The following is a 19044-nucleotide window of genomic DNA, read 5'->3' as shown; positions in this document are numbered from 1 at the left end:
GGTATTTGCCGCAGTGTAATATCTGTGGTGCTTTCTGGGGCTATACTGGTTTGGGTATATTGATCTGATCCTGGAGAACACCGCATGCGCCGCATCTTTGTTGCCGTCTGTTGCTGGCTGGGCTTGGCCACCACGGCAATGGCGCTGCCCAGCAGCTTGCGCGTGTGCTGGGAAGAGGGTGAAAAGCCGCCGTATCTGATGATTGAAGACAACGGCGCGGTGCGCGGGATTGCCGTCGAGATGCTCACCGACATCCTCTGGCATGCCGGCATCCGCCCCGAACACGTGATCCGCCCTTGGCGCCGCTGCCTGGCAGAGCTGGAAGCGGGGCAGGTTGATCTGGTGCCCAATGCGTCTTACCGCAGCGACCGCGCGCAATACGCACTCTATAGTGATGCGCTCTACGAAACCCATCTGGCACTGTTTTACCGTAAAGACCGTTTCCGCATTCCGCCACGAGTTACCGACCGCGATAGCATGCAAGGCTTTCGTCTGGGGGGCGTGCTGGGTTTTAACTATGACCAGTATCAGGGCCTGGTGCGCATCGACACCAGCGCGCGCGACCGCGAAATGTTGCTGCGTATGCTGCAGGCTGGGCGGTTTCATTTAGCGCTGGAGCAGGTCGAAGTGGTGCGGATGATGGCGCAGCAAGGCTTGCTGGATTGGCGCGAGCTTGCCTATGTGCCCGACCCGATTGTGCCCACGCGCGCTTTTCATGTGTTGATCAGCAAACGCCTGGCTGAGGCGGTGCCGGTGAAGGCGGTGGTGGATCGCGGGATTGAACGCTTGCAGCGCAGCGGGCAATGGCAGCGAATTAATGATCGCTATCTAGGGGTATTGGCGGCCAATAATTAATGGATTTAGCTTTGGCGGCAATACTTGGGTGGGTATGTGCCGCTCTGGAGTGCTAGTGGACTGTCTTGAGTCTCGCCCAAGAATCTTTCGATATAAAAAAACCGGCATTGAGCCGGTTTTTTTATTGACAACTATTTTAGCGAGCGAAACGCGATTGGGTGAGGCGCTAGCGGCGTCGTGTACGTTAAGTACACGAGCTGCGCAGCGAAGACGTTTTATTGTCTTTTGGCCTCACTCGAGTTGCAGCTGCTAAAAATTAGTTTTTGGTTTGGTCAACGATCTTGTTCGCTTGAATCCAAGGCATCATCGCGCGCAGTTTGCCGCCTACTACCTCGATGCCATGCGCTGCGTTGTTACGACGCGCTGCAGTCATTGAAGCGTAGTTAGTTTGGCCTTCCAAGATGAATTGCTTAGCGTATTCACCAGTTTGGATGTCTTTCAGCGCTTGACGCATGGCTTTGCGCGATTCTTCGTTGATTACGCGTGGGCCAGTTACGTATTCGCCGTATTCAGCGTTGTTCGAGATCGAGTAGTTCATGTTCGCGATACCGCCTTCGAACATCAGGTCAACGATCAGTTTCAGCTCGTGCAGACACTCGAAGTACGCCATTTCTGGTGCGTAGCCAGCTTCAACCAGGGTTTCGAAGCCCATTTTCACCAGTTCAACCGCGCCACCGCACAGTACGGCTTGTTCGCCGAACAGGTCAGTTTCAGTTTCGTCTTTGAATGTGGTTTCGATGATACCAGTGCGGCCGCCGCCCACGCCCCAAGCGTATGACAATGCCACGTCTTTGGCTTTGCCAGTTGCGTCTTGGAAGATCGCGATCAGGTCTGGCACGCCGCCGCCGCGTACGAATTCTGAGCGCACAGTGTGGCCTGGTGCTTTAGGCGCGATCATGATCACGTCGAGGTCTTTGCGTGGCACAACTTGGTTGTAGTGAATCGCGAAGCCGTGTGCGAAGGCCAGAGTTGCGCCTTGCTTGATGTTTGGCTCGATTTCTTCTTTGTACAGTTTTGACTGGAACTCGTCCGGAGTCAGGATCATTACTACGTCAGCGCCGGCCACTGCAGTTTTAACGTCGGTTACTTTCAGGCCGTGAGCTTCAGCTTTTTTTACAGTGGCTGAGCCAGCGCGCAGACCAACAGTCACATCAACGCCTGAATCTTTCAGATTACAAGCGTGGGCATGGCCTTGTGAGCCGTAACCGATGATGGCTACTTTTTTGCCTTTGATGATTTCTGGGTTGGTGTCTTTATCGTAGTAAACGTTCAATGCCATGATGATGCTTCCTTTGCTTAGTATTAGATAATGCTTGTCAGTGTTAAACCCAAAGTTCCCGCGCCTCGTTGCTTTGTCTGGCGTGAAAACTGGTGGTTGGCTGCTTATGGGTATTGCTCTGCAGGTCTTGCCTGTGGTGTTCTACAGGCATATACCCTGCTTATAGTTTTAGAATGCGTTCGCCGCGACCAATGCCAGAAGCGCCGGTGCGCACGGTTTCCAGAATCACCGACTGATCCAGCGCCTTGATAAAGGCGTCGAGTTTTTCACCCGTGCCGGTCAATTCGATGGTGTAGCTTTTTTCGGTGACATCGATGATGCGGCCGCGGAAGATATCCGCCATCCGTTTCATTTCTTCGCGATCTTTGCCGGTGGCGCGTACTTTGATCAGCATGAGTTCGCGCTCGATGTGATCAGCCTCGTTCAGGTCGATCACTTTCACCACCTCGATCAGCTTGTTGAGCTGCTTGGTGATTTGCTCGATCACATCTTCCGAGCCATGGGTAACAATCGTCATCCGGCTCATGGTGGGATCTTCGGTGGTTTGCACCGTTAGCGAGTCAATATTGTAACCGCGGGCCGAAAACAGCCCGGTGACGCGCGACAGGGCGCCGGCTTCATTTTCAATCAGGACAGACAAAATGTGACGCATGCTTCATCTCTCCTTAGCACAGGTTGCCGTAGTCACGGTTGTTTTCAAAAGGCACCAGCTGCATGTTTTGCATATGCGGTGGCAGATCCATCTGGCTCAGGCCCTTACCGTTTTGTACCATCGGGAATACGTTGGTCTTCTGATCGGTCAGGAAATCCATAAACACCAGGCGCTCTTTCAGGGCAAAGGCTTCGCGCAGCGCGCCTTCCACGTCGCTTGGCTTGTCGATGCGCATACCAACGTGGCCATAGGCTTCGGCCAGTTTCACAAAGTCGGGCAGGGCATCCACATACGACTCGGAATAGCGCGTGCCGTAGAAGAACTCTTGCCACTGGCGCACCATGCCCAGATAACCGTTATTCAGGTTAATGATTTTCACTGGCGTGTGGTACTGCTTGCAGGTCGACAATTCCTGGATATTCATCTGAATTGACGCTTCGCCAGTTACGCAGGCCACGGTTGCATCGGGGTTGGCCAATTGCGCGCCCATCGCGGCCGGCAGGCCAAAGCCCATCGTGCCCAAGCCGCCCGAGTTAATCCACTGGCGTGGGCGGTTAAATTTGTAGTACTGCGCGGCAAACATCTGATGTTGGCCTACGTCCGAGGTAATGATCGCATCGCCACCGGTCACTTCACACAGTTTCTGAATCACAAACTGTGGCTTGATGATGGTGTCGTGCGGCTCGTACCACAGGCTGTTGGGTTTGCGCCAATCGTTGATCTGATCCCACCAAGCGCTCAGGGCTTTCTCGTTCGGGCGCAGATTGCCTTCTTTCAGTACGGCGATCAGGTCTTTCAGTACTTCTTTTACATCACCCACGATCGGTACATCGACTTTCACGCGTTTAGCGATCGAGGATGGATCGATATCGATGTGCACGATGCGCTTGGCTTGCGATGCAAAGTGCGCTGGCGATGAAATCACGCGGTCATCAAAACGCGCGCCGATCGCAATGATCGTGTCGGCGTATTGCATGGCCATATTGGCTTCGTAGGTGCCGTGCATACCCAGCATGCCGACGAATTTATCATCGGTGCCAGGATACGCACCCAAGCCCATCAGGGTGTTGGTACACGGTACATTCAGCAGCCGCACCAGCTCGGTGACTTCGGCTGAGGCATTGCCTAGTACGGCACCACCACCCACGTAGATGAACGGCCGTTTGGCTTCGGCCAGCATTTGAGCGGCTTTTTTGATCTGCCCTGGGTGGCCTTTAGTTGGCGGATTGTAGCTGCGAATCGAGACCGATTTCGGGTATTCGAATACCGCTTTGTGAATGGTGATGTCCTTCGGAATATCGATCACAACCGGGCCTGGACGGCCAGTGGTGGCGATATGGAAGGCTTTTTTCACGGTTGGCGCGATGTCTTTGACATCTTTCACCAAGAAATTGTGTTTCACGATCGGGCGTGAACAGCCGACCATGTCGACTTCCTGGAAGGCGTCCGAGCCGATCATTGGCGTGCCTACCTGACCGGAAATCACCACCATCGGAATCGAATCCATATAGGCGGTGGCAATGCCGGTAATGGCGTTGGTGGCACCAGGGCCGGAAGTCACCAGGGCAACACCGATTTTGTGAGAAGAACGTGAGTAAGCGTCGGCTGCGTGAACGGCAGCTTGCTCGTGACGCACCAGCACGTGTTTGAATTTGTCTTGTTTGAAAATCGCATCATAGATTTCCAAAACCGCGCCGCCCGGGTAGCCGAAAACGAACTCTACGTTTTCTTCTGCCAGACACCGCGCCAGAATTTCTGCGCCCGAAATTTCCATCGGTTTTCGTCCTGAGTCAATGTTGATCGGTCATGTTCTGCGGCAATCCGCTCGCCATGGGAGCGATACCCCTCACGCACAGGCGTGCGTATTCATCCGCGGGGCGGGTCAGTGCAGCCAGACGGCTTACGCAGTCGGCCAGCAAAGCCTCATTTATACCGAGCTTTGGCGCCAGAATACAGGCTTTTGGCCTGTTTGAGATACGAGCTTGATGCATTGGCGCAAGCGATCCGGTGCTGCTCGCAACGCTTAACGTCATCGGGCAGCGGGGTGTGACTTGGTGTAGGCCTCTAAAGTTACCCGATGGCGGCGGCGTTGGCAAGTTTTTCTGGCCGTTTCTATTGGGGTTTGCTAGTATCAATGCCCTTGTTTTTGCTGCGATATTTCGCTGCACTTTACAAAAGGAAACCAATTGTCTTCTGCGGTGACGCTGGATGCCTTTTTGCGCGAGGTCGAGCAACGGGCCTGGCGGCAAGCCTGGATCGCCCTGCGTGATGAGCAGGCGGCGCTGGATGTGGTGCAGGAAGCGATGTTCAAACTCGCCAGCCATTACGGCGACAAGCCCGCCACTGAATGGCCCTTGCTGTTTCAGCGGATTTTGCAAAACACCATTCGCGATGCCCAGCGGCGCACGCGGGTGCGCAATCTGTGGCAAACGCTGTTTTCGGCTCTGGGCGGCGACCCGCAAGATACGGACGAATCTGATCCGCTGGAGTATTTGCCCGGTGCCGTTGATGAGCGGGCCGATGCGGCCAGCTGGCTCAATAGTAAACAGCACATTGCGCTCATCGAAGCAGGCTTGGCGCGCTTGCCGGCTCGTCAACGGGAAGCCTTTCTGCTGCGTTATTGGGAAGAGCTGGATGTAGCCGAAACGGCGGCGGTGATGGGATGTTCGACGGGGAGTGTAAAAACGCACTGCTCGCGGGCCTGCCACACTTTGGCCGCGTGGCTGCGCGAGCAAGGAGTCACACTATGAATCAGCAAACCCCCGATCAAATTGGCGTGCGCTTAAGTGCGGCCTTGCGCTCGGCGCAACCCCAGACGCGCGTGCAAGCGGCGCTGGCGCAGGCGCGCCGGCAAGCGCAACAACCCACCGTGGCGGCGCATGGCGCGGTGCTGAGCTGGGCAGGGCGGCATCCGCTGGCTGGTGCGGCGCTGGTACTTGGACTGGTGTTGGCGGCCGTGTGGTGGCAGCAGCAAACTCCGCTGCGCCCGGCCAGTAATCTGGAACTGACGCAGCAGCTGGTGGACGAAGTGTTGTACGATAGTTTGGATGATGTTTAAGGCCGCACCGCGGTCGGAGTTTGCACTTGAAACCGGATGAGCATTTTGAAGCGCATTTAGGCGCTGCTGCCTGGGGCCGCCGACTGGTGGCCTTTATTTATGAGCTGCTGCTGTTGGCGGCGGTCTTGCTGATTGCCGAGGGCATCTTTCAGGGGGTGATGCAGCTTTTGCTGGGTATTACGCCAGAACACTTATCTGATGCGCTTTGGGCGCGCATACTCAATGGGGTATGGGTGCTGGCGGTGTGTTATGCCTACTTTGGCTGGTGCTGGACGCGCGGGCAAACTCTAGCGATGATGACCTGGCGAATGCGCGTGGCCCCACTCACCGGCGAGTTAAGCTGGCGGCAGGCCAGTATTCGCTTCGCGGTGGCCACGGCTTTTTATGCGCCGCTGTTGCCGCTGTGGGTGCTGGCGATTTATTACCCGCAATACCATTGGCTGGCGTGGCTGGGCAGTATCTGGTTTTGCGTGCCGTGGATTACGGCCCGTTTCGATGCCGACGGCCAGTTATTGCATGATCGGCTGGCGAAAACCCGGATCGTGAATTCACCCAGTAAAAAGTAAGCCGGACCGCGCTTCGCGAGTGGGTTGCTCATTCACATTCATCCGAAACCGCATACGGGCGGTTTGTTTTTTATGCCGCTCGCGGATGACAGGGGGGGGGGCACCTGACTAGCCACGTGTCGAGTGATGGGGTTGGCGCTGCGTATGCTCAGCGCGTCACTCGATTTTCAGCCACAGGCTGCTGTCGTGCAGCGGGGTTTCGGCGGGGAGATTCGGGTTGGTGAGCTGCAGTTTGCGCGCGGTTCGATATTTGCTGAGCGGAAACACCGGCGCGGTTACAGGGTGGTTTTTCATGTATTCCAGCAAGCTGCCATCGTCCACCGCCAGTCGTAGGCCTTGCTCAATCCGCTTTGCCAGGGCTTCATTGCGTTTGGCGGTGAAAAAATACATCGGCAGTTTATACACCAGCAAGAGCTGATCGTAGATCATCAGCTCACTGCGCTTGAGCCCCGCCACTTCGGCGTACACCTCGTTGAGCCCGCGCGGGAAATAATCGGCGCGGCGATTCAGTAGCATCGGGTACATCATTTCAAAGCGCGGCGGGGTTTCGAGCTTGAGCCCCGCATGGCGCAAAATCGCGGTGTCGGGCCACTGGGCGCCCTGAATGCCGGTGAGTTTGGCCAGCTCTTGAACGCTCTTGATCCGGTCAAAGCGGGCTTTATCCGCTTTGCGGATCACCAGCGCGCGATAGCCCAGTAAGCCCCCCAGCAGCGGGATGCGAATCGGGCGCAGCATTTGCTCGCGCTCGCGATCGGTACCGGCCCAATCCAGATCAATAACATCGCCTTGGCTGAGCTCCAGTAGTGCGCGGTTTTGCGACATGTCTGCACGGATCAGCTGAATCCGCGCCGGGCCTTGGCTGGCGGTTTTGTCCAAGGCCAGTTGGGCGAGGCCAATAAAGTAGGCGTGGCTGGTGTCGGCGCTGCCTTGCGGCGGGCGCATGCGCACCACCACGGGGTTGGCCGTGGCCAGTGCCGCACACAGCAGCAATAGTGCAGAAATTACCCAGCGCCCCAGCATCTCGCCATCCTAGTGAATGTTCTGCCTTGATCTTACTCCGAACTGGCGCTGGCTGGCCGCGCTGGCGCTGGGCGGTGCAAGATTCATGCAACAGGCATAGCTTGGTGTTGCAGGGGTATATCGCCGTAGGGCCTAGATCGTCTGCTTTCTAGGTCGATACCGCTGGCGGTATGTGTAGAGCGCCAAGGTAAGTAGCGCCAGCGCCCAGCCCACGATGACCGGCGTATCGCCCCAGCGTTGATAGGGCGTAGTGCCGATCTGGTGGCGCACAGTGCCATTGAGTACGCCGCGGGTTTGTGCGGGTAGGCTGCTCACCAGCTCGCCGCGCGGATTGATAATCGCGGTTTTGCCGGTGTTGGTGGCGCGGATCAGATAGCGGCCGTTTTCCAGCGCGCGGGCGCGGGCCATTTCGGCGTGCTGCTCCGCCGCCCACGAGCCATCAAACCATGCCATATTGGTGAGGTTGACCAGCAGCGTGGCATTAACCGCATTGCGGCGGATTTCGTTGCCAAATGCATCTTCGTAGCAGATATTGGCGGCAATCCGGCCACCTTGCAGCGCAAATGGTGGCTGTACGGGGGCGCCGGGCGAGAGCCCCACCAGCGGCATATTCAGGTAGCGATAGAACACCCCAAACAGCTCGCGCGCCGGAATATATTCGCCAAACGGCACCAGATGATATTTGGCATAGGGCGTGCGCGTAGGCTGGGCCAGATCGACTGCGGCATTAAAGTGCTGCTGCCCGTCGGCGCTGCTGGTGGCGGTACCAAAAATAATACTGGCTTGGCGCTGGCGCGCGAGCGTGCGTAAATCATCCAGATACCAGTCGGGAATCGCCCCGAAAAACGCCGGAATGGCGGTTTCCGGAAACACAATCAGCTGGCCTTGGCTTTGCTGGGTGAGATCGCGATAAATATTCAGGCTATCCAGATACGCGGCCTGGCTCCATTTCATCGATTGCGGGATATTGCCCTGCAAGAGACTGACCCGCAGCGGTGCGCCGCTGGGCTGCGTCCACTCAATCTGTTGCAGCAGGGCGCTGGTGCTGAGTAGCGCAAACACCAGGCTGGCCCCCAAACGCAGCTCCGCCAGCACGAGCCCGCTGGCGATCGCCAGCAGCCAGCCCACGCCATAGCTGCCGATCAGCGGATAAAACCCGCCCAGCGTCGCCAATTGCGAGCCGCCCAGCGAGGCCCATGGAAAACCAGTAAAAATCCAGCCGCGTATCCATTCGCTCAGTACAAACAGCGTAGGGGCAATCAGCGCGAGTTTGAGTAATTTGCCAGCGGGCCAGCGCCAGGCTAGCCCCGCTGCCAGCATGGGAAACAGCGCAAGAAACAGTGCAAAGCCAAAGGTGCAGAGCGCCGCCATCCAGACTGGCATGCCCCCATGGGTATGTAGGCTAATGTAAACCCAGCTGGCGTTCGCCAGGAAATACCCCAGGCCCCAGCTCAGGCCATAGCCTAGCGCTTGCCGGGTACTACCGGCATGCTGGATGCCCAGCAGCCACGCCATCAGGCTAAGCGGCAGCAGCCAGAATTGCCCCAGCGGGGCAAAGCCGGCGACACTGAGCGCGCCAGCGAGCAATAAGAACGGAACGGCCCAGAGGGGGCGGGCAGGAAAACAGCGCATGGTGAGCTTCGGCAATAAAAACGGGCTGATCAACGATCAGTCCGCAGTGTACCGTGTGATGATGACCGGGTGGTGATCAATGTTCGGCTTCGTGACGTTCCAGATGTTTATCGATCTGTACCGAATGCACGCGGCGGCTATCGGCGCGCAACACCAGGAAATGATAGCCATCGATGATGGTTTCTTCGCCACGCTTGGGCACACAACCAAAGGCCAGGGTCACAAGGCCGGCCACGGTGTCGACTTCCTTGTCGCTAAAGTGGCTGCCGATGGTCTCATTCAGATCGGCGATTTCGGTTTCGCCTTTCACGCGCCAGTTGCCGCGGCGATCGGGGATGATTTGGTCTTCGTCATCATCGTCGTCGTATTCGTCTTCGATATCGCCAACGATCTGTTCGATGACGTCTTCAATCGTCACCAGGCCCGCCACGCCGCCGTATTCATCCACCACAATCGCCATATGGTTGCGATTATTGCGAAAGTCTTTCAGCAGCACATTCAGCCGTTTGGCTTCGGGGATATACACCACTGGGCGCAGGAGATCGCGGACATTAAATTCAACGTCTTCGGCGTAATAGCGCAGCAAATCTTTGGCGAGCAAAATGCCCACCACATTGTCTTTGCTGCCATCAATCACCGGAAAGCGCGAGTGCGCGGTTTCGATAACGCGGGGGATAAACTCGGCGGGCGTGTCGTTGATGTCGATGACATCCATTTGTGAGCGCGGCACCATCACATCGCGCACTTGCATATCGCCGACATTGAGCACGCCTTCGATCATGCCGAGCGCATCGGCATCGAGGAGGTGGCGTTCAAACGCCGAGTGCATGATTTCAACCAGTTCGCCGCGGTTTTCCGGCTCCCGTAACAGGAAATGGGTGAGTCGCTCAAGCCAGCTTAGCTTGGGACTCGGGGACGAGGCATCGTCCATGGTGGATACAGCTCCTTGCAGTAAAAAAAGCCCAGATCAAAGGCGATTAAATCAGCCTTTTTCGCTCCGGTACGGGTCATCATAACCCAAAGACGTGACAATTTCTGTTTCCAGCGCTTCCATTGTCTCAGCCTCGGCATCTTCCAGATGATCGTAGCCCTGCAGGTGCAAGGTGCCGTGCACGATCAGATGGCAGTAGTGCGCCAGCAGTGGTTTGCCCTGCTCGAAGGCTTCGCGCTCCACTACGCTGCCTACCAGCACCAGATCGCCAGTCAGCGGCATATCGGGGATGTGCGGCATGTCTTCGCTGTAGGTGAAGGTCAGGACATTGGTGGCGTAGTCTTTGCCGCGGTAATCGCGATTCAGGCTTTGGCCTTCTTCGGCATCAACAAAGCGCAAGGTGATTTGCGCATGATCGATCTTTGGGGCCAGCGCCGCGTTTACCCAGCGGCGCAGCAGGCTTTTGCGCGGAATGGGCGAGCGCTGGCTTTCGTTTTGAATGTCGATTTCCACATTCGGGCGCAGTTGGGTTTTACTCATGGTGATGATTTACTTCGTTGGCGTTTTAGTTCGGCATACAGCCAGTTTTTGGCCGGCTGTTCCGCTTGGTTGGCGCAGCGCACGGTGTAGGGCTGGCCGGTGAGGTAACTTTTGCTGGCGACTTCGTTGATAAAGTCTTCCGTGGTTTTGATCTTGTCGCGCGCCTTGCCGTATTTCATGGTCAGGTGCTCTTGCGCCGCTTTGGCGTCGTAGCTGCTGCCGCTGCGGATAAAGGTGCAGCCGGTCTGCCCCACCCAGCGCAGTAGTGCTTGCACTTCCTGTTCGGCGGCTGGGGTAATGGCCTGCGCTGGCAGGCTGGCCAGCAAGGCGAGCGTACAGATTACGCGGCGCATCATGCGCGAGATTCCTGCGCGGCGCGCTCGGCCTGTTGCTGGGCTTTGCGCTCGGCCGCGGCGGCATCGCGCGCTTGCTGGGCTTTATCGTAGGCATTGACGATTTTCTGCACCAGCGGGTGGCGCACTACGTCTTCGCTTGTGAAGTGATGAATACCAATCCCCCGCACGCCTTGCAGCACTTCCTGCGCATCGATCAGCCCCGATTTGACGTGCTTGGGCAGGTCGATCTGGGTTGGGTCGCCGGTAATGACGGCTTTGCTGCCAAACCCGATCCGCGTTAAGAACATTTTCATCTGTTCGGGCGTACTGTTTTGCGCCTCGTCCAAAATGATAAAGCTGTGGTTCAGCGTGCGGCCACGCATAAAGGCCAGCGGCGCAATTTCGATGATGTTTTTCTCGAATAGCCGCGTGACATGGTCAAAGCCCAGCAAATCGTACAGCGCGTCATACAGTGGGCGCAGGTAGGGATCAACCTTTTGCGTCAGATCGCCCGGCAAAAAGCCAAGCTTCTCGCCAGCTTCCACCGCGGGGCGCACCAAGATCAAACGCTTGACGGTATCGCGCTCTAGCGCATCTACGGCGCTGGCCACAGCCAGATACGTCTTGCCGGTGCCGGCTGGGCCAATGCCGAAGGTGATGTCGTTATCCTGAATGGTTTTCAGGTAGACATTTTGCCCCGGCGTGCGGCCACGCAGATCGGCGCGGCGCGTGCGCAATACGGGCACGTCGGTTTCGGTTTGGGCTTCTTCCGGGCCACGGATGATTTCGATCAGCCCCAGCTGAATGTCGTCGACTTCCAGCGCCTTGCGGGCGGCTTCGTTGTAGAAGTATTCGAGGGCGTCGAGGGCCTGATTCACCACCTTGGTGCGGCCGGCCACTTTGAAATGCTCGTTACGGCGCGAAATCGTCACATCGAGCGCGTTTTCAATTTGTTTCAGATTTTCGTCGAGCGGACCACATAAATTGGCCAAGCGGGCGTTATCGATTGGGGTGAAAGCAACGGTATCGGTGTGCACTGGGTGATGGGTTCTCTTAACAGAATGCATGGATTATCGCAGAAAATCATCGCTAAGATGGGTTTAGGGCGCGGATCGAATGATTGACGACCTTGTCATTCTTTGTCGGCTACGGTCAAGTTGCGATGAATTTAATACGCCGCCGATTTTGGCCTCAACCAAGGCATTCAAAATGGGATAAACCAAGATCGGATCCCACGCGATGAGTAAGTAATCAACGCCAGCATTGAGTGCGAGGATGGCGCCAGCTTCGCTGCCACCATCTTGTTCACGTGCGCCTGCCATGCCCAAATCATCGGTGATGAGTAAGCCTTGGTATTGCCAGTCTTGCCGGATTAGCTGTTCGATGACTTTGGGCGATGATGAAGCTGGGCGCGATGCATCCAGTGCCGCTAATTTGGCGTGCGAAAGCATGATGAACGAATGGTGGTTATGCAGGGTGCGAAAAGGTTGCAAATCGCTGGCGCTTAATTCTGTGAGCGGGGTATGAATGCTTGCACTATCTGCGTGGGTATCTTCAAAGACGCGCCCTAAACCGGGAAAATGTTTGAGCGTACATTGCACTTGATGTTCGGCTAAGCCTGCGCAGTAGGCGCGTGCCGCATTCGCAACTTGTACCGGATCGCGCCCCAGTGCTCGGCGGCTGATTTTGGAATATTTATCGTCAGGATTATGAATGCCGTGATCAAGGTCGACGACGGGGGCGAAGTTGAGCGTAATACCCAGTTGTGCCAACCCTTGCCCTTGCTCGCGGCCGTATTCTTGGGCGGTTTGTGCTGGATGATTGCTGTCACGCAATAACTGACCCAGTGGCTTTTGCAACGGTAATGGAGGCGACATCCGCGATACCAAGCCACCTTCCTGATCGGTGGCAATGATGAGCGGAGCCAAGCCACTGCGTCGGCGCAAGCTTTGCCAGTCGGCAATCAATTGCCGAATATCATTGGCCTGTTTTCCTTCAATATTGCGACGAGTAATAAACACGCCACCAATGAGGCCACGGCTGATGAGTTCAGTGATTTCACTTTCATGGGTAAAGCCAACAATCAGGTGTTGGCCGATTTCGTGTGCGATGGCGGGTGGGAGTTCGAAAGCGCGTTGTTGTTGCCTGTGTGCCTCTAGTTGCCAGTGGCCGCTAAACACCATTGACGCACCGCTGAGTACCATCACCAGTGGCCAGCCGAATGGTTTGAGCCGCCATGCGAGCAGCAGCAAGACGCCACCCGTCGCTAAACTCACTGGTAGGGCGATGGCGCGCAGCGCAACGAGTCCAGCAAGATCCCAATGGCGCGACAGCACTAGCAGGCAAGCTGCAGCCAAGATCGTGCAGGCGGAGAGCAAGCCACGAAAAGAAGTCGGCATGGTGGGCTTTGTTTGAGCTTAGTTTTTAGATGGAGTTTTTGATGGGTATTGCTTTGAAGGCCTTGTGTATAAATGTCTTGATCAACATACCTGCCGTCTTCATATTCTGAAAATGGCAGGTATACAGCTCAACTACGACTTATTCTTCAATAATCACCAATTCGCCGCCCAAGGTGTGCGGATACACCTTGGTGATGCGCACATCCACCACCTGATTAATCAGGCGCGGATTGCCCGGGAAGTTGACGATGCGGTTGTTTTCAGTGCGCGCCGATAGCTCGTTGCTGTCTTTTTTCGAGACTTTTTCCACGATCACGCGCTGCACGGTGCCCAGCATATTCTGATTGATTTCGCTGGCGAATTCTTCGATGCGGGCTTGCAGGCGTTTCAGACGCGCGACTTTCACTTCTTCCGGCACATCATCCGGCAGATCGGCGGCCGGTGTGCCCGGGCGGCGGCTGTAGATAAAGCTAAAGCTTGCGTCAAATTTCACGTCTTCGATCAGTTTCATGGTGCGCTCGAAGTCTTCTTCGCTCTCACCCGGAAAACCAACGATAAAGTCGCTGGATAAGCACAGATCAGGCCGCGCCTCGCGCAGTTTGCGCACCAGTGATTTGTATTCCAGCGTGGTGTAGCCGCGTTTCATATTCACCAGCACGCGGTCGGAGCCGGCCTGCACGGGCAAGTGCAGATGCGACACCAGTTTCGGCAGCTTTTTATAGCAATCGATGATGCGCTGGGTCATTTCTTTCGGGTGGCTGGTGGTGAAACGCAGGCGCTCTACGCCCGGGATTTCATGAATGTATTCCAGCAGCATGGCCAGATCGGCGGTTTCGCCGTCTTCGCCTTCCAGAATCTTGCCGCGGTAGGCGTTCACATTCTGGCCCAGCAGGTGGATTTCTTTCACGCCTTGCTGCGCCAGATTGGCCACTTCCACCAGGATATCTTCAAACGGGCGCGAGACTTCGTCGCCGCGGGTATAAGGCACCACGCAGAATGAACAGTATTTCGAGCAGCCTTCCATAATCGACACAAAGGCCGAGCCGCCTTCGACGCGCGCGGGCGGCAGGTTGTCGAATTTTTCGATTTCCGGGAAGCTGATGTCCACTTGTGATTCGCCGGTTTTGCGTTTTTCCGCGATCAGCTCGGGCAGGCGGTGCAGGGTTTGCGGGCCAAATACCACATCCACATACGGCGCGCGCTTCACAATGGTGTCGCCCTCTTGGCTGGCTACACAGCCGCCCACGCCGATCACCAGATTGGGGTTCAGCTTTTTCAGCTCTTTAATCCGGCCCAGATCCGAAAAGACTTTCTCTTGGGCTTTTTCCCGCACGCTACAGGTGTTAAACAAAATCACATCGGCTTCTTCGGCGTTATCTGTACGCGTTAGACCCTCGGCCGCGTGCAGCACATCCACCATTTTGTCCGAGTCATACTCGTTCATCTGGCAGCCAAAGGTTTTGATAAATACTTTTTTGCTCATTGCGTAGACTTCTTCGTTGGGCGACACATTCAAAAAATCAACAGCGCCCAGCGGGCGCTGTGGGGGTATGGTGCTAGCCGATAATTAATACCTAGGCTAGCGAGCTATACCCTTATTGTTCGTTGGCGATGGCCTTTTGCTGCTCGGCGCGAACCTTCAGCAGCTTGGCTTCATCTTCACTCACCAGCCAAATGCGCCAGACAAAGCCGGTGTTGGGCTCGGTTTGGTACCACACGGTGGCCGATTGCGGCAGCTGATTGGGCATAATCAGCGTGTTATTCACGCTGCGAATCTGCAGCCCGGGTGCGGTGACATACACTTTGTCGTCCAATTTGACCTGCGGCGGCAGAAAACCCTGCAATTGGGCCAATTTGCCATTGGGCAAGACGCGGGCGGCGAAACTGCTCATTGAAACAGTAAGTAGCAACAAAAACAGCAACTTGCGCATGGGCTAAGCTCCGGTGAGATGGGTGTATGGTAACAAGCTGCGCCCCAAATTGAAAGAAAAATTCAAAAGGGGGTTGACAGCTTTCTAGGGCGCATCTATCATGCTGCTTCTCTTGGCTATGTAGCTCAGTCGGTTAGAGCACAGCACTCATAATGCTGGGGTCACAGGTTCGATTCCCGTCATAGCCACCAGTTAAGAAAAGCCCGCTAATGCAAATTAGCGGGCTTTTTGCATTTCAGCTTGCCCGTTGTGGATTGCGATCAATCGCGATCCGGAATGCGGCTAATCACCCATGCCCCAGTGGCCATGCCCACAAGCAATATGCCCTGCAGCCATTCTCGCCCCTGCAGTAGCCAGAGCGAGATGCCCGCGCTCACTAGCATTAATCCCCAGGCGCTGTATTTGATTTTCCGTGGCAGACTGTGGTGAGTTTCCCAGTCGCGCAGCGGTGGTCCAAACCAGCGGTGCGCCAGCAGCCAAGCGTGCCAGCGCGGCGAGGCGCGCACAAAGCAGCTGGCGGCAAGCAGAATGAACGGCGTGCTTGGCAGGCCGGGGAGCAAGATGCCGAGCACGGCCAGTAGCAAGGCCAGCCAGCCGGTGAGTAAAAGTAAATAGTGTTGCCAGCGGGGAAGAGGTGGGCGCATTGATGAAAGCCTATTGGATGATTCATCTTATGGCCTGAGTGCTGGGCTGGCAATCACGAGCAAAAATGCGGGCTAGCTGGCGGTTTTTCACGAAAAATTAATAATATTCATTCTTGCTTCTGTTTTTTCTTGCGCTAGGCTGACTCTAAATGTGGCGGATGGAGGGTAAGTGATGCCAAGTGAATGGATTGAGTTGGGTTTGCTGGTGGCGCTGGTGCTTTGGCTCGGGGTGAGCTGGTATCGCTACCGTAAAGAAGGGCGGGTGATGGTTGGTAGCTATCAGCCGCCAGCCGATGGGTTTGTGCTGCATTTATATGCCAGCACGCGGCAGCTCACGCAGGATCGATTGCCTTAGCGTGATGGGGTAGCAAAAAGCCGGCGCGAGCCGGCTTTTTTATTGTTGCGAATGGCGACGCTGCGCTGATCTCGCTCAGAAGTCGGGGGCGATTTGCTCGGCGTAGTCGTAGAGTGCGGCCAGAATTTGCTCGGCGCGCTCGTTGCCAGCTTCGTCGAGGCTGTCGGCGAGGCGATCGATCTCGCTGCTGTAGGCTTCTAGGGTTAGCGCGTTTGCGGCGCCATCGAACAGGCGGGCGTTGCGCCATTGCTCCCAGCGTTGCTGCTCTTCCGGATTGAGGCTGGCGGGGAAATTGCGGGCGCGGTAGCGAAATAGCAGCTCTTCCAGCTGGCGATCTTCAAAATGCACGATTTCGCTGGCCAACTGCTCGCCTTTTAGTGTGCGCAGGCGGCTGAGGGTGCGGCGGTCGGTGTTGGAAACAAAGCCGCCGTACAGATTGGCGTCCACATCTTGTTTCTCACCCGCTTCGCGGGCAAAAACTTCGCTCCAAGGCAGGGCGCTGGCCTGAGTAAAGGCTTGGGCGTGCTGCTGAACCAGCGCCAGATCGAGCTGCCAGCGGCTGATTTCACTCTCGCGCAGCACTTTTAAATTGCCGACGACGATGGGTGATTTGTTGGCATGGATGGTTTTAATCGGCAGGCGCGGCGTGTCGCCAAGTTCGTCCTGCCGGCTAAACATTCGCCGGCGGATTTCAGCTGCGTCGAGGGTAAATAGCTCACGCGGATCGTGGGCCAAATCCCAGACGATGATTTCGTTTTTATTGGTGGGATGGGTGGCCAGTGGCCATACAATGGCCAGATTGCCGCGCTCTACGCCGTACATGCCCGAAATATGCAGTAATGGCCGTGGCTGGGCGAGGTTGATTTCGTCAAACACCCGCTGCTTGCTGCGCAGGGCGAGGCAAAAATCAAATAACTTGGGCTGTTGCTGGCGGATGAGTCGGGCTAGCGCGATGGTGGCGCGGACGTCCGAGAGTGCGTCGTGAGCGGCTTCGTGTTGCAGGCCATTGGCAGCGGTGAGGTGCTCCAGCTTAAAGCTGACGCGACCATCTTCGTGGCGCGGCCATTCGATCCCATCCGGGCGCAAAGCATAGACCGTGCGCACAACATCCAGTAAATCCCAACGGCCGCAGCCGTTTTGCCATTCGCGCGCATAGGGGTCGATCAGATTGCGCCAGAATAAAAAGCGCGTGACTTCATCATCAAAGCGAATGGTGTTGTAGCCAACACCGATGGTTTCCGGGCTGGCCAGAGCGCGCTCGATGGCGGCGGCAAACTGATATTCGGGGATGCCTTGCTGCCAGCATTGCTGCGGCGTGATGCCGGTGAGTAGGCAGGCTTCGGGGTTGGGTAGGTAATCATTGGCCGGCTGGCAAAACAGATTCATGGCCTCGCCGATTTCATTGAGCTCGGCGTCGGTGCGTATGGCGGCAAATTGGGCGGGGCGATCAGTTTTGGGATTAACGCCAAAGGTTTCGTAATCGTGCCAGAGAAAAGTCAGGGCCATGATGCTGTCGGCAAACGGTAAAGCGCCGTTATACCTGTGGTGCGCTAGGGCGGCAAGCCGCGGCTGGGTTGCATGTGGCCACTGCAGGACAATACTAGCTGGGGGTATTGCCTTGCATGGCCTGCGGTGCTGGCTTGCGGGGCGATACCCTAATTGCTTTTGCGTGGGCTGAGCGAGCGATAAGGGGCGGCGAGCGGGTCGCCGATAAACACCCCCTGAGCGGGCCAGGCAACGCTTTTCCAGTAGGCCTCTACCGCCGTGGCGCCGTTAATGTAGTGAAACAGCAGCACTTGCGGGTGGGGAAATTTTTGCGGGTAGTTGTAGGGCTCGCTCACCGTGCCGTAGCTGGCGGTGGCGCCCGCTTCCAGCCAGCGCAGGCTGCTCATCTGGCTGCTGTCGGTGAGCTGGCCACCAAACGAGGTTAGATGATCGGCCAGAGCGCCCGGCTGGAATTTCAGCGTCTCGAGGTCGTTCACTTTGGCGAGACCGGTTTGGTAAATCACGATGTCGCGCTTACCCTTCAGGCTGTCGGCTTGCAGCTGTTCAATTTTGAGTGGCAGGCCTTTGATGACTTGGCTAGGTGGAAAGAGGCCGGCGCGCGAATTGCGGGCTTTGTCGCTGGTTACCACAAAATAGGCGCTGCCTTTGGGTTGATTGCCCCAAGCGGTGAGGCCGGTATCGATCAGTTGTTTGCCACTGGGCCAGTCTTTGGCGGCCAGCAGCATGCTGGGGCGCAGGTGCAGATCGGTAAAGGGCTGGGTGCTGCTGTGATTGAAATACGGTGACTCAGGTGTGGGTTTGCCCGCGTTGCTGCAAAGTCCTTCCTGGTAGCCGAGGGTTACGCCATAAGTGATGCTCAGACAATTGACTCGGTAAGGTTTGGCCCAGGCGAGCGCCAGCGCCTGAATGTCAGGGCCGAAGTATTGTTCGATTTTGCCGCGTAGTTGCTCTAGCTCGCCCTCGGTAATCCAGACGCGATCGGTGGGTAGCTCAATGCGCAGTATTTGCTCGGGTTTGAGCTGGCGCTGCTCGGCGTAATACTCGCCCATTTGCTCCGAAAGTGGGTCTTTGCTGTTGATCACGAGACCGAGTTGGCCGCTGTACAAGGTATAGGGGCGTGCGGCAGGGGTTTCGGCGTGACTCAAGGTCGCGAGCAAAGAGCACAGTAAAGACAGAAAGATGCGGCGCACGGGTGGCCTCATGGCGGGCAAAATAGGATGATAGCTGCAAATGCGGTATGTGGCAGCTGGATGCTGCTGAGGCGTGCGCAGGGAAAATTTGGGCGAAAAAAAACCAAGCGCTTGGCTTGGTTGTTTTCGTTTCAACTCAGCAGAGTTGCTG

General features: G+C 56.5%; 20 protein-coding genes and 1 tRNA gene. 6 read left to right on the top strand and 15 right to left on the bottom strand.

What is annotated here, in order from left to right; genetic code table 11:
• Positions 1–84: 84 nt before the first annotated feature.
• Entirely contained in the window at positions 85–855 is a 771-nt protein-coding gene (locus tag L991_RS16090) for an ABC transporter substrate-binding protein (RefSeq protein WP_047397017.1), read from the top strand.
• A gap of 256 nt (positions 856–1111) precedes the next feature.
• Here L991_RS16090 and ilvC read toward each other — a convergent pair whose 3' ends face one another.
• The 3 genes from ilvC to ilvB form a co-directional block, all read right to left on the bottom strand.
• Entirely contained in the window at positions 1112–2128 is a 1017-nt protein-coding gene (ilvC, locus tag L991_RS16085; RefSeq protein ID WP_028449663.1) for a ketol-acid reductoisomerase, read from the bottom strand.
• A gap of 166 nt (positions 2129–2294) precedes the next feature.
• On the bottom strand, positions 2295–2786 hold the full coding sequence (gene ilvN / locus L991_RS16080) for an acetolactate synthase small subunit (protein ID WP_028449662.1): 492 nt from the start codon (positions 2784–2786) through the stop codon (positions 2295–2297).
• A 13-nt stretch (positions 2787–2799) separates the two neighbouring features.
• A complete protein-coding gene (gene ilvB / locus L991_RS16075) occupies positions 2800–4560 on the bottom strand; it encodes a biosynthetic-type acetolactate synthase large subunit (RefSeq protein ID WP_028449661.1) in 1761 nt (586 codons plus the stop codon).
• Positions 4561–4972: 412 nt separating this feature from the next.
• Here ilvB and L991_RS16070 point away from each other — a divergent pair, with 412 nt between their 5' ends.
• The 3 genes from L991_RS16070 to L991_RS16760 are packed head-to-tail and all read left to right on the top strand — an operon-like array spanning position 4973 to position 6410.
• Positions 4973–5536 carry an RNA polymerase sigma factor gene (locus tag L991_RS16070; RefSeq protein WP_047397016.1) on the top strand — a complete coding sequence of 188 codons (564 nt, stop codon included), beginning with the start codon at positions 4973–4975 and terminating at the stop codon, positions 5534–5536.
• The gene (locus tag L991_RS16065) at positions 5533–5844 is read left to right on the top strand and encodes a hypothetical protein (RefSeq protein ID WP_047397015.1); all 312 of its coding nucleotides are present in this window, start codon (positions 5533–5535) and stop codon (positions 5842–5844) included. The genes L991_RS16070 and L991_RS16065 overlap by 4 nt, the downstream gene beginning before the upstream one ends.
• A 26-nt stretch (positions 5845–5870) precedes the next feature.
• Positions 5871–6410, top strand: coding sequence for an RDD family protein (locus tag L991_RS16760; protein WP_052191018.1), 540 nt, complete (start codon positions 5871–5873; stop codon positions 6408–6410).
• Between the two features lie 156 nt (positions 6411–6566).
• On the opposite strand, the gene L991_RS16055 is transcribed toward L991_RS16760, so the two are convergent.
• The 9 genes from L991_RS16055 to L991_RS16015 form a co-directional block, all read right to left on the bottom strand.
• Entirely contained in the window at positions 6567–7430 is an 864-nt protein-coding gene (locus L991_RS16055; protein ID WP_047397014.1) for a hypothetical protein, read from the bottom strand.
• A 132-nt stretch (positions 7431–7562) separates the two neighbouring features.
• Positions 7563–9062, bottom strand: a complete 1500-nt coding sequence (lnt, locus tag L991_RS16050) for an apolipoprotein N-acyltransferase (RefSeq protein ID WP_052191017.1) — start codon at positions 9060–9062, stop codon at positions 7563–7565.
• 76 nt (positions 9063–9138) lie between these two features.
• Positions 9139–9993, bottom strand: a complete 855-nt coding sequence (locus L991_RS16045) for an HlyC/CorC family transporter (protein WP_028449656.1) — start codon at positions 9991–9993, stop codon at positions 9139–9141.
• A 51-nt stretch (positions 9994–10044) separates the two neighbouring features.
• Positions 10045–10533 (bottom strand): rRNA maturation RNase YbeY, encoded by a 489-nt coding sequence (ybeY, locus tag L991_RS16040; RefSeq protein ID WP_047397013.1) that lies wholly within the window; start codon positions 10531–10533, stop codon positions 10045–10047.
• Entirely contained in the window at positions 10530–10889 is a 360-nt protein-coding gene (locus L991_RS16035) for a DUF5329 domain-containing protein (protein WP_052191016.1), read from the bottom strand. The genes ybeY and L991_RS16035 overlap by 4 nt, the downstream gene beginning before the upstream one ends.
• Positions 10886–11935, bottom strand: a complete 1050-nt coding sequence (locus L991_RS16030) for a PhoH family protein (RefSeq protein ID WP_081986738.1) — start codon at positions 11933–11935, stop codon at positions 10886–10888. Before L991_RS16030 ends, L991_RS16035 begins: the two co-directional genes overlap by 4 nt.
• 33 nt (positions 11936–11968) lie before the next feature.
• A complete protein-coding gene (locus L991_RS16025; protein ID WP_081986737.1) occupies positions 11969–13267 on the bottom strand; it encodes a glycoside hydrolase family 3 N-terminal domain-containing protein in 1299 nt (432 codons plus the stop codon).
• Between the two features lie 139 nt (positions 13268–13406).
• Positions 13407–14750, bottom strand: a complete 1344-nt coding sequence (gene miaB / locus L991_RS16020) for a tRNA (N6-isopentenyl adenosine(37)-C2)-methylthiotransferase MiaB (RefSeq protein ID WP_028449651.1) — start codon at positions 14748–14750, stop codon at positions 13407–13409.
• Positions 14751–14862: 112 nt separating this feature from the next.
• A complete protein-coding gene (locus L991_RS16015; RefSeq protein WP_028449650.1) occupies positions 14863–15198 on the bottom strand; it encodes a hypothetical protein in 336 nt (111 codons plus the stop codon).
• Between the two features lie 114 nt (positions 15199–15312).
• Between L991_RS16015 and L991_RS16010 the strand changes: the two genes are divergently transcribed.
• Positions 15313–15389 (top strand) — tRNA-Met (locus tag L991_RS16010).
• 69 nt (positions 15390–15458) lie between these two features.
• On the opposite strand, the gene L991_RS16005 is transcribed toward L991_RS16010, so the two are convergent.
• Positions 15459–15842 (bottom strand): YbaN family protein, encoded by a 384-nt coding sequence (locus L991_RS16005; RefSeq protein WP_047397011.1) that lies wholly within the window; start codon positions 15840–15842, stop codon positions 15459–15461.
• Between the two features lie 172 nt (positions 15843–16014).
• On the opposite strand from L991_RS16005, the gene L991_RS16000 reads away from it, so the two are divergent.
• Positions 16015–16197, top strand: a complete 183-nt coding sequence (locus L991_RS16000; protein ID WP_047397010.1) for a hypothetical protein — start codon at positions 16015–16017, stop codon at positions 16195–16197.
• Between the two features lie 75 nt (positions 16198–16272).
• Here L991_RS16000 and sbcB read toward each other — a convergent pair whose 3' ends face one another.
• Both sbcB and L991_RS15990 read right to left on the bottom strand, forming a co-directional pair.
• Positions 16273–17703 (bottom strand): exodeoxyribonuclease I, encoded by a 1431-nt coding sequence (gene sbcB, locus L991_RS15995; protein WP_052191013.1) that lies wholly within the window; start codon positions 17701–17703, stop codon positions 16273–16275.
• Positions 17704–17852: 149 nt separating this feature from the next.
• Positions 17853–18893 (bottom strand): TIGR03790 family protein, encoded by a 1041-nt coding sequence (locus L991_RS15990; protein WP_197053922.1) that lies wholly within the window; start codon positions 18891–18893, stop codon positions 17853–17855.
• Positions 18894–19044: the final 151 nt, after the last annotated feature.

This window comes from Chitinibacter sp. ZOR0017 (genome assembly GCF_000799095.1).
Taxonomy (GTDB): Bacteria; Pseudomonadota; Gammaproteobacteria; order Burkholderiales; family Chitinibacteraceae; genus Chitinibacter; species Chitinibacter tainanensis.
This window is presented reverse-complemented; position numbering and strand designations above follow the sequence as displayed.

What these genes read in the sequence shown, in the direction of transcription:
- L991_RS16090 (WP_047397017.1), top strand. Translation starts at nt 85, where the DNA reads ATGCGCCGCATCTTTGTTGCCGTCTGTTGCTGGCTGGGCTTGGCCACC.
- ilvN (WP_028449662.1), bottom strand. Translation starts at nt 2,786, where the DNA reads ATGCGTCACATTTTGTCTGTCCTGATTGAAAATGAAGCCGGCGCCCTG.
- ilvB (WP_028449661.1), bottom strand. Translation starts at nt 4,560, where the DNA reads ATGGAAATTTCGGGCGCAGAAATTCTGGCGCGGTGTCTGGCAGAAGAA.
- L991_RS16065 (WP_047397015.1), top strand. Translation starts at nt 5,533, where the DNA reads ATGAATCAGCAAACCCCCGATCAAATTGGCGTGCGCTTAAGTGCGGCC.
- L991_RS16055 (WP_047397014.1), bottom strand. Translation starts at nt 7,430, where the DNA reads ATGCTGGGGCGCTGGGTAATTTCTGCACTATTGCTGCTGTGTGCGGCA.
- lnt (WP_052191017.1), bottom strand. Translation starts at nt 9,062, where the DNA reads ATGCGCTGTTTTCCTGCCCGCCCCCTCTGGGCCGTTCCGTTCTTATTG.
- L991_RS16045 (WP_028449656.1), bottom strand. Translation starts at nt 9,993, where the DNA reads ATGGACGATGCCTCGTCCCCGAGTCCCAAGCTAAGCTGGCTTGAGCGA.
- ybeY (WP_047397013.1), bottom strand. Translation starts at nt 10,533, where the DNA reads ATGAGTAAAACCCAACTGCGCCCGAATGTGGAAATCGACATTCAAAAC.
- L991_RS16035 (WP_052191016.1), bottom strand. Translation starts at nt 10,889, where the DNA reads ATGATGCGCCGCGTAATCTGTACGCTCGCCTTGCTGGCCAGCCTGCCA.
- L991_RS16030 (WP_081986738.1), bottom strand. Translation starts at nt 11,935, where the DNA reads ATGCATTCTGTTAAGAGAACCCATCACCCAGTGCACACCGATACCGTT.
- L991_RS16025 (WP_081986737.1), bottom strand. Translation starts at nt 13,267, where the DNA reads ATGCCGACTTCTTTTCGTGGCTTGCTCTCCGCCTGCACGATCTTGGCT.
- miaB (WP_028449651.1), bottom strand. Translation starts at nt 14,750, where the DNA reads ATGAGCAAAAAAGTATTTATCAAAACCTTTGGCTGCCAGATGAACGAG.
- L991_RS16015 (WP_028449650.1), bottom strand. Translation starts at nt 15,198, where the DNA reads ATGCGCAAGTTGCTGTTTTTGTTGCTACTTACTGTTTCAATGAGCAGT.
- L991_RS16005 (WP_047397011.1), bottom strand. Translation starts at nt 15,842, where the DNA reads ATGCGCCCACCTCTTCCCCGCTGGCAACACTATTTACTTTTACTCACC.
- L991_RS16000 (WP_047397010.1), top strand. Translation starts at nt 16,015, where the DNA reads ATGCCAAGTGAATGGATTGAGTTGGGTTTGCTGGTGGCGCTGGTGCTT.
- sbcB (WP_052191013.1), bottom strand. Translation starts at nt 17,703, where the DNA reads ATGGCCCTGACTTTTCTCTGGCACGATTACGAAACCTTTGGCGTTAAT.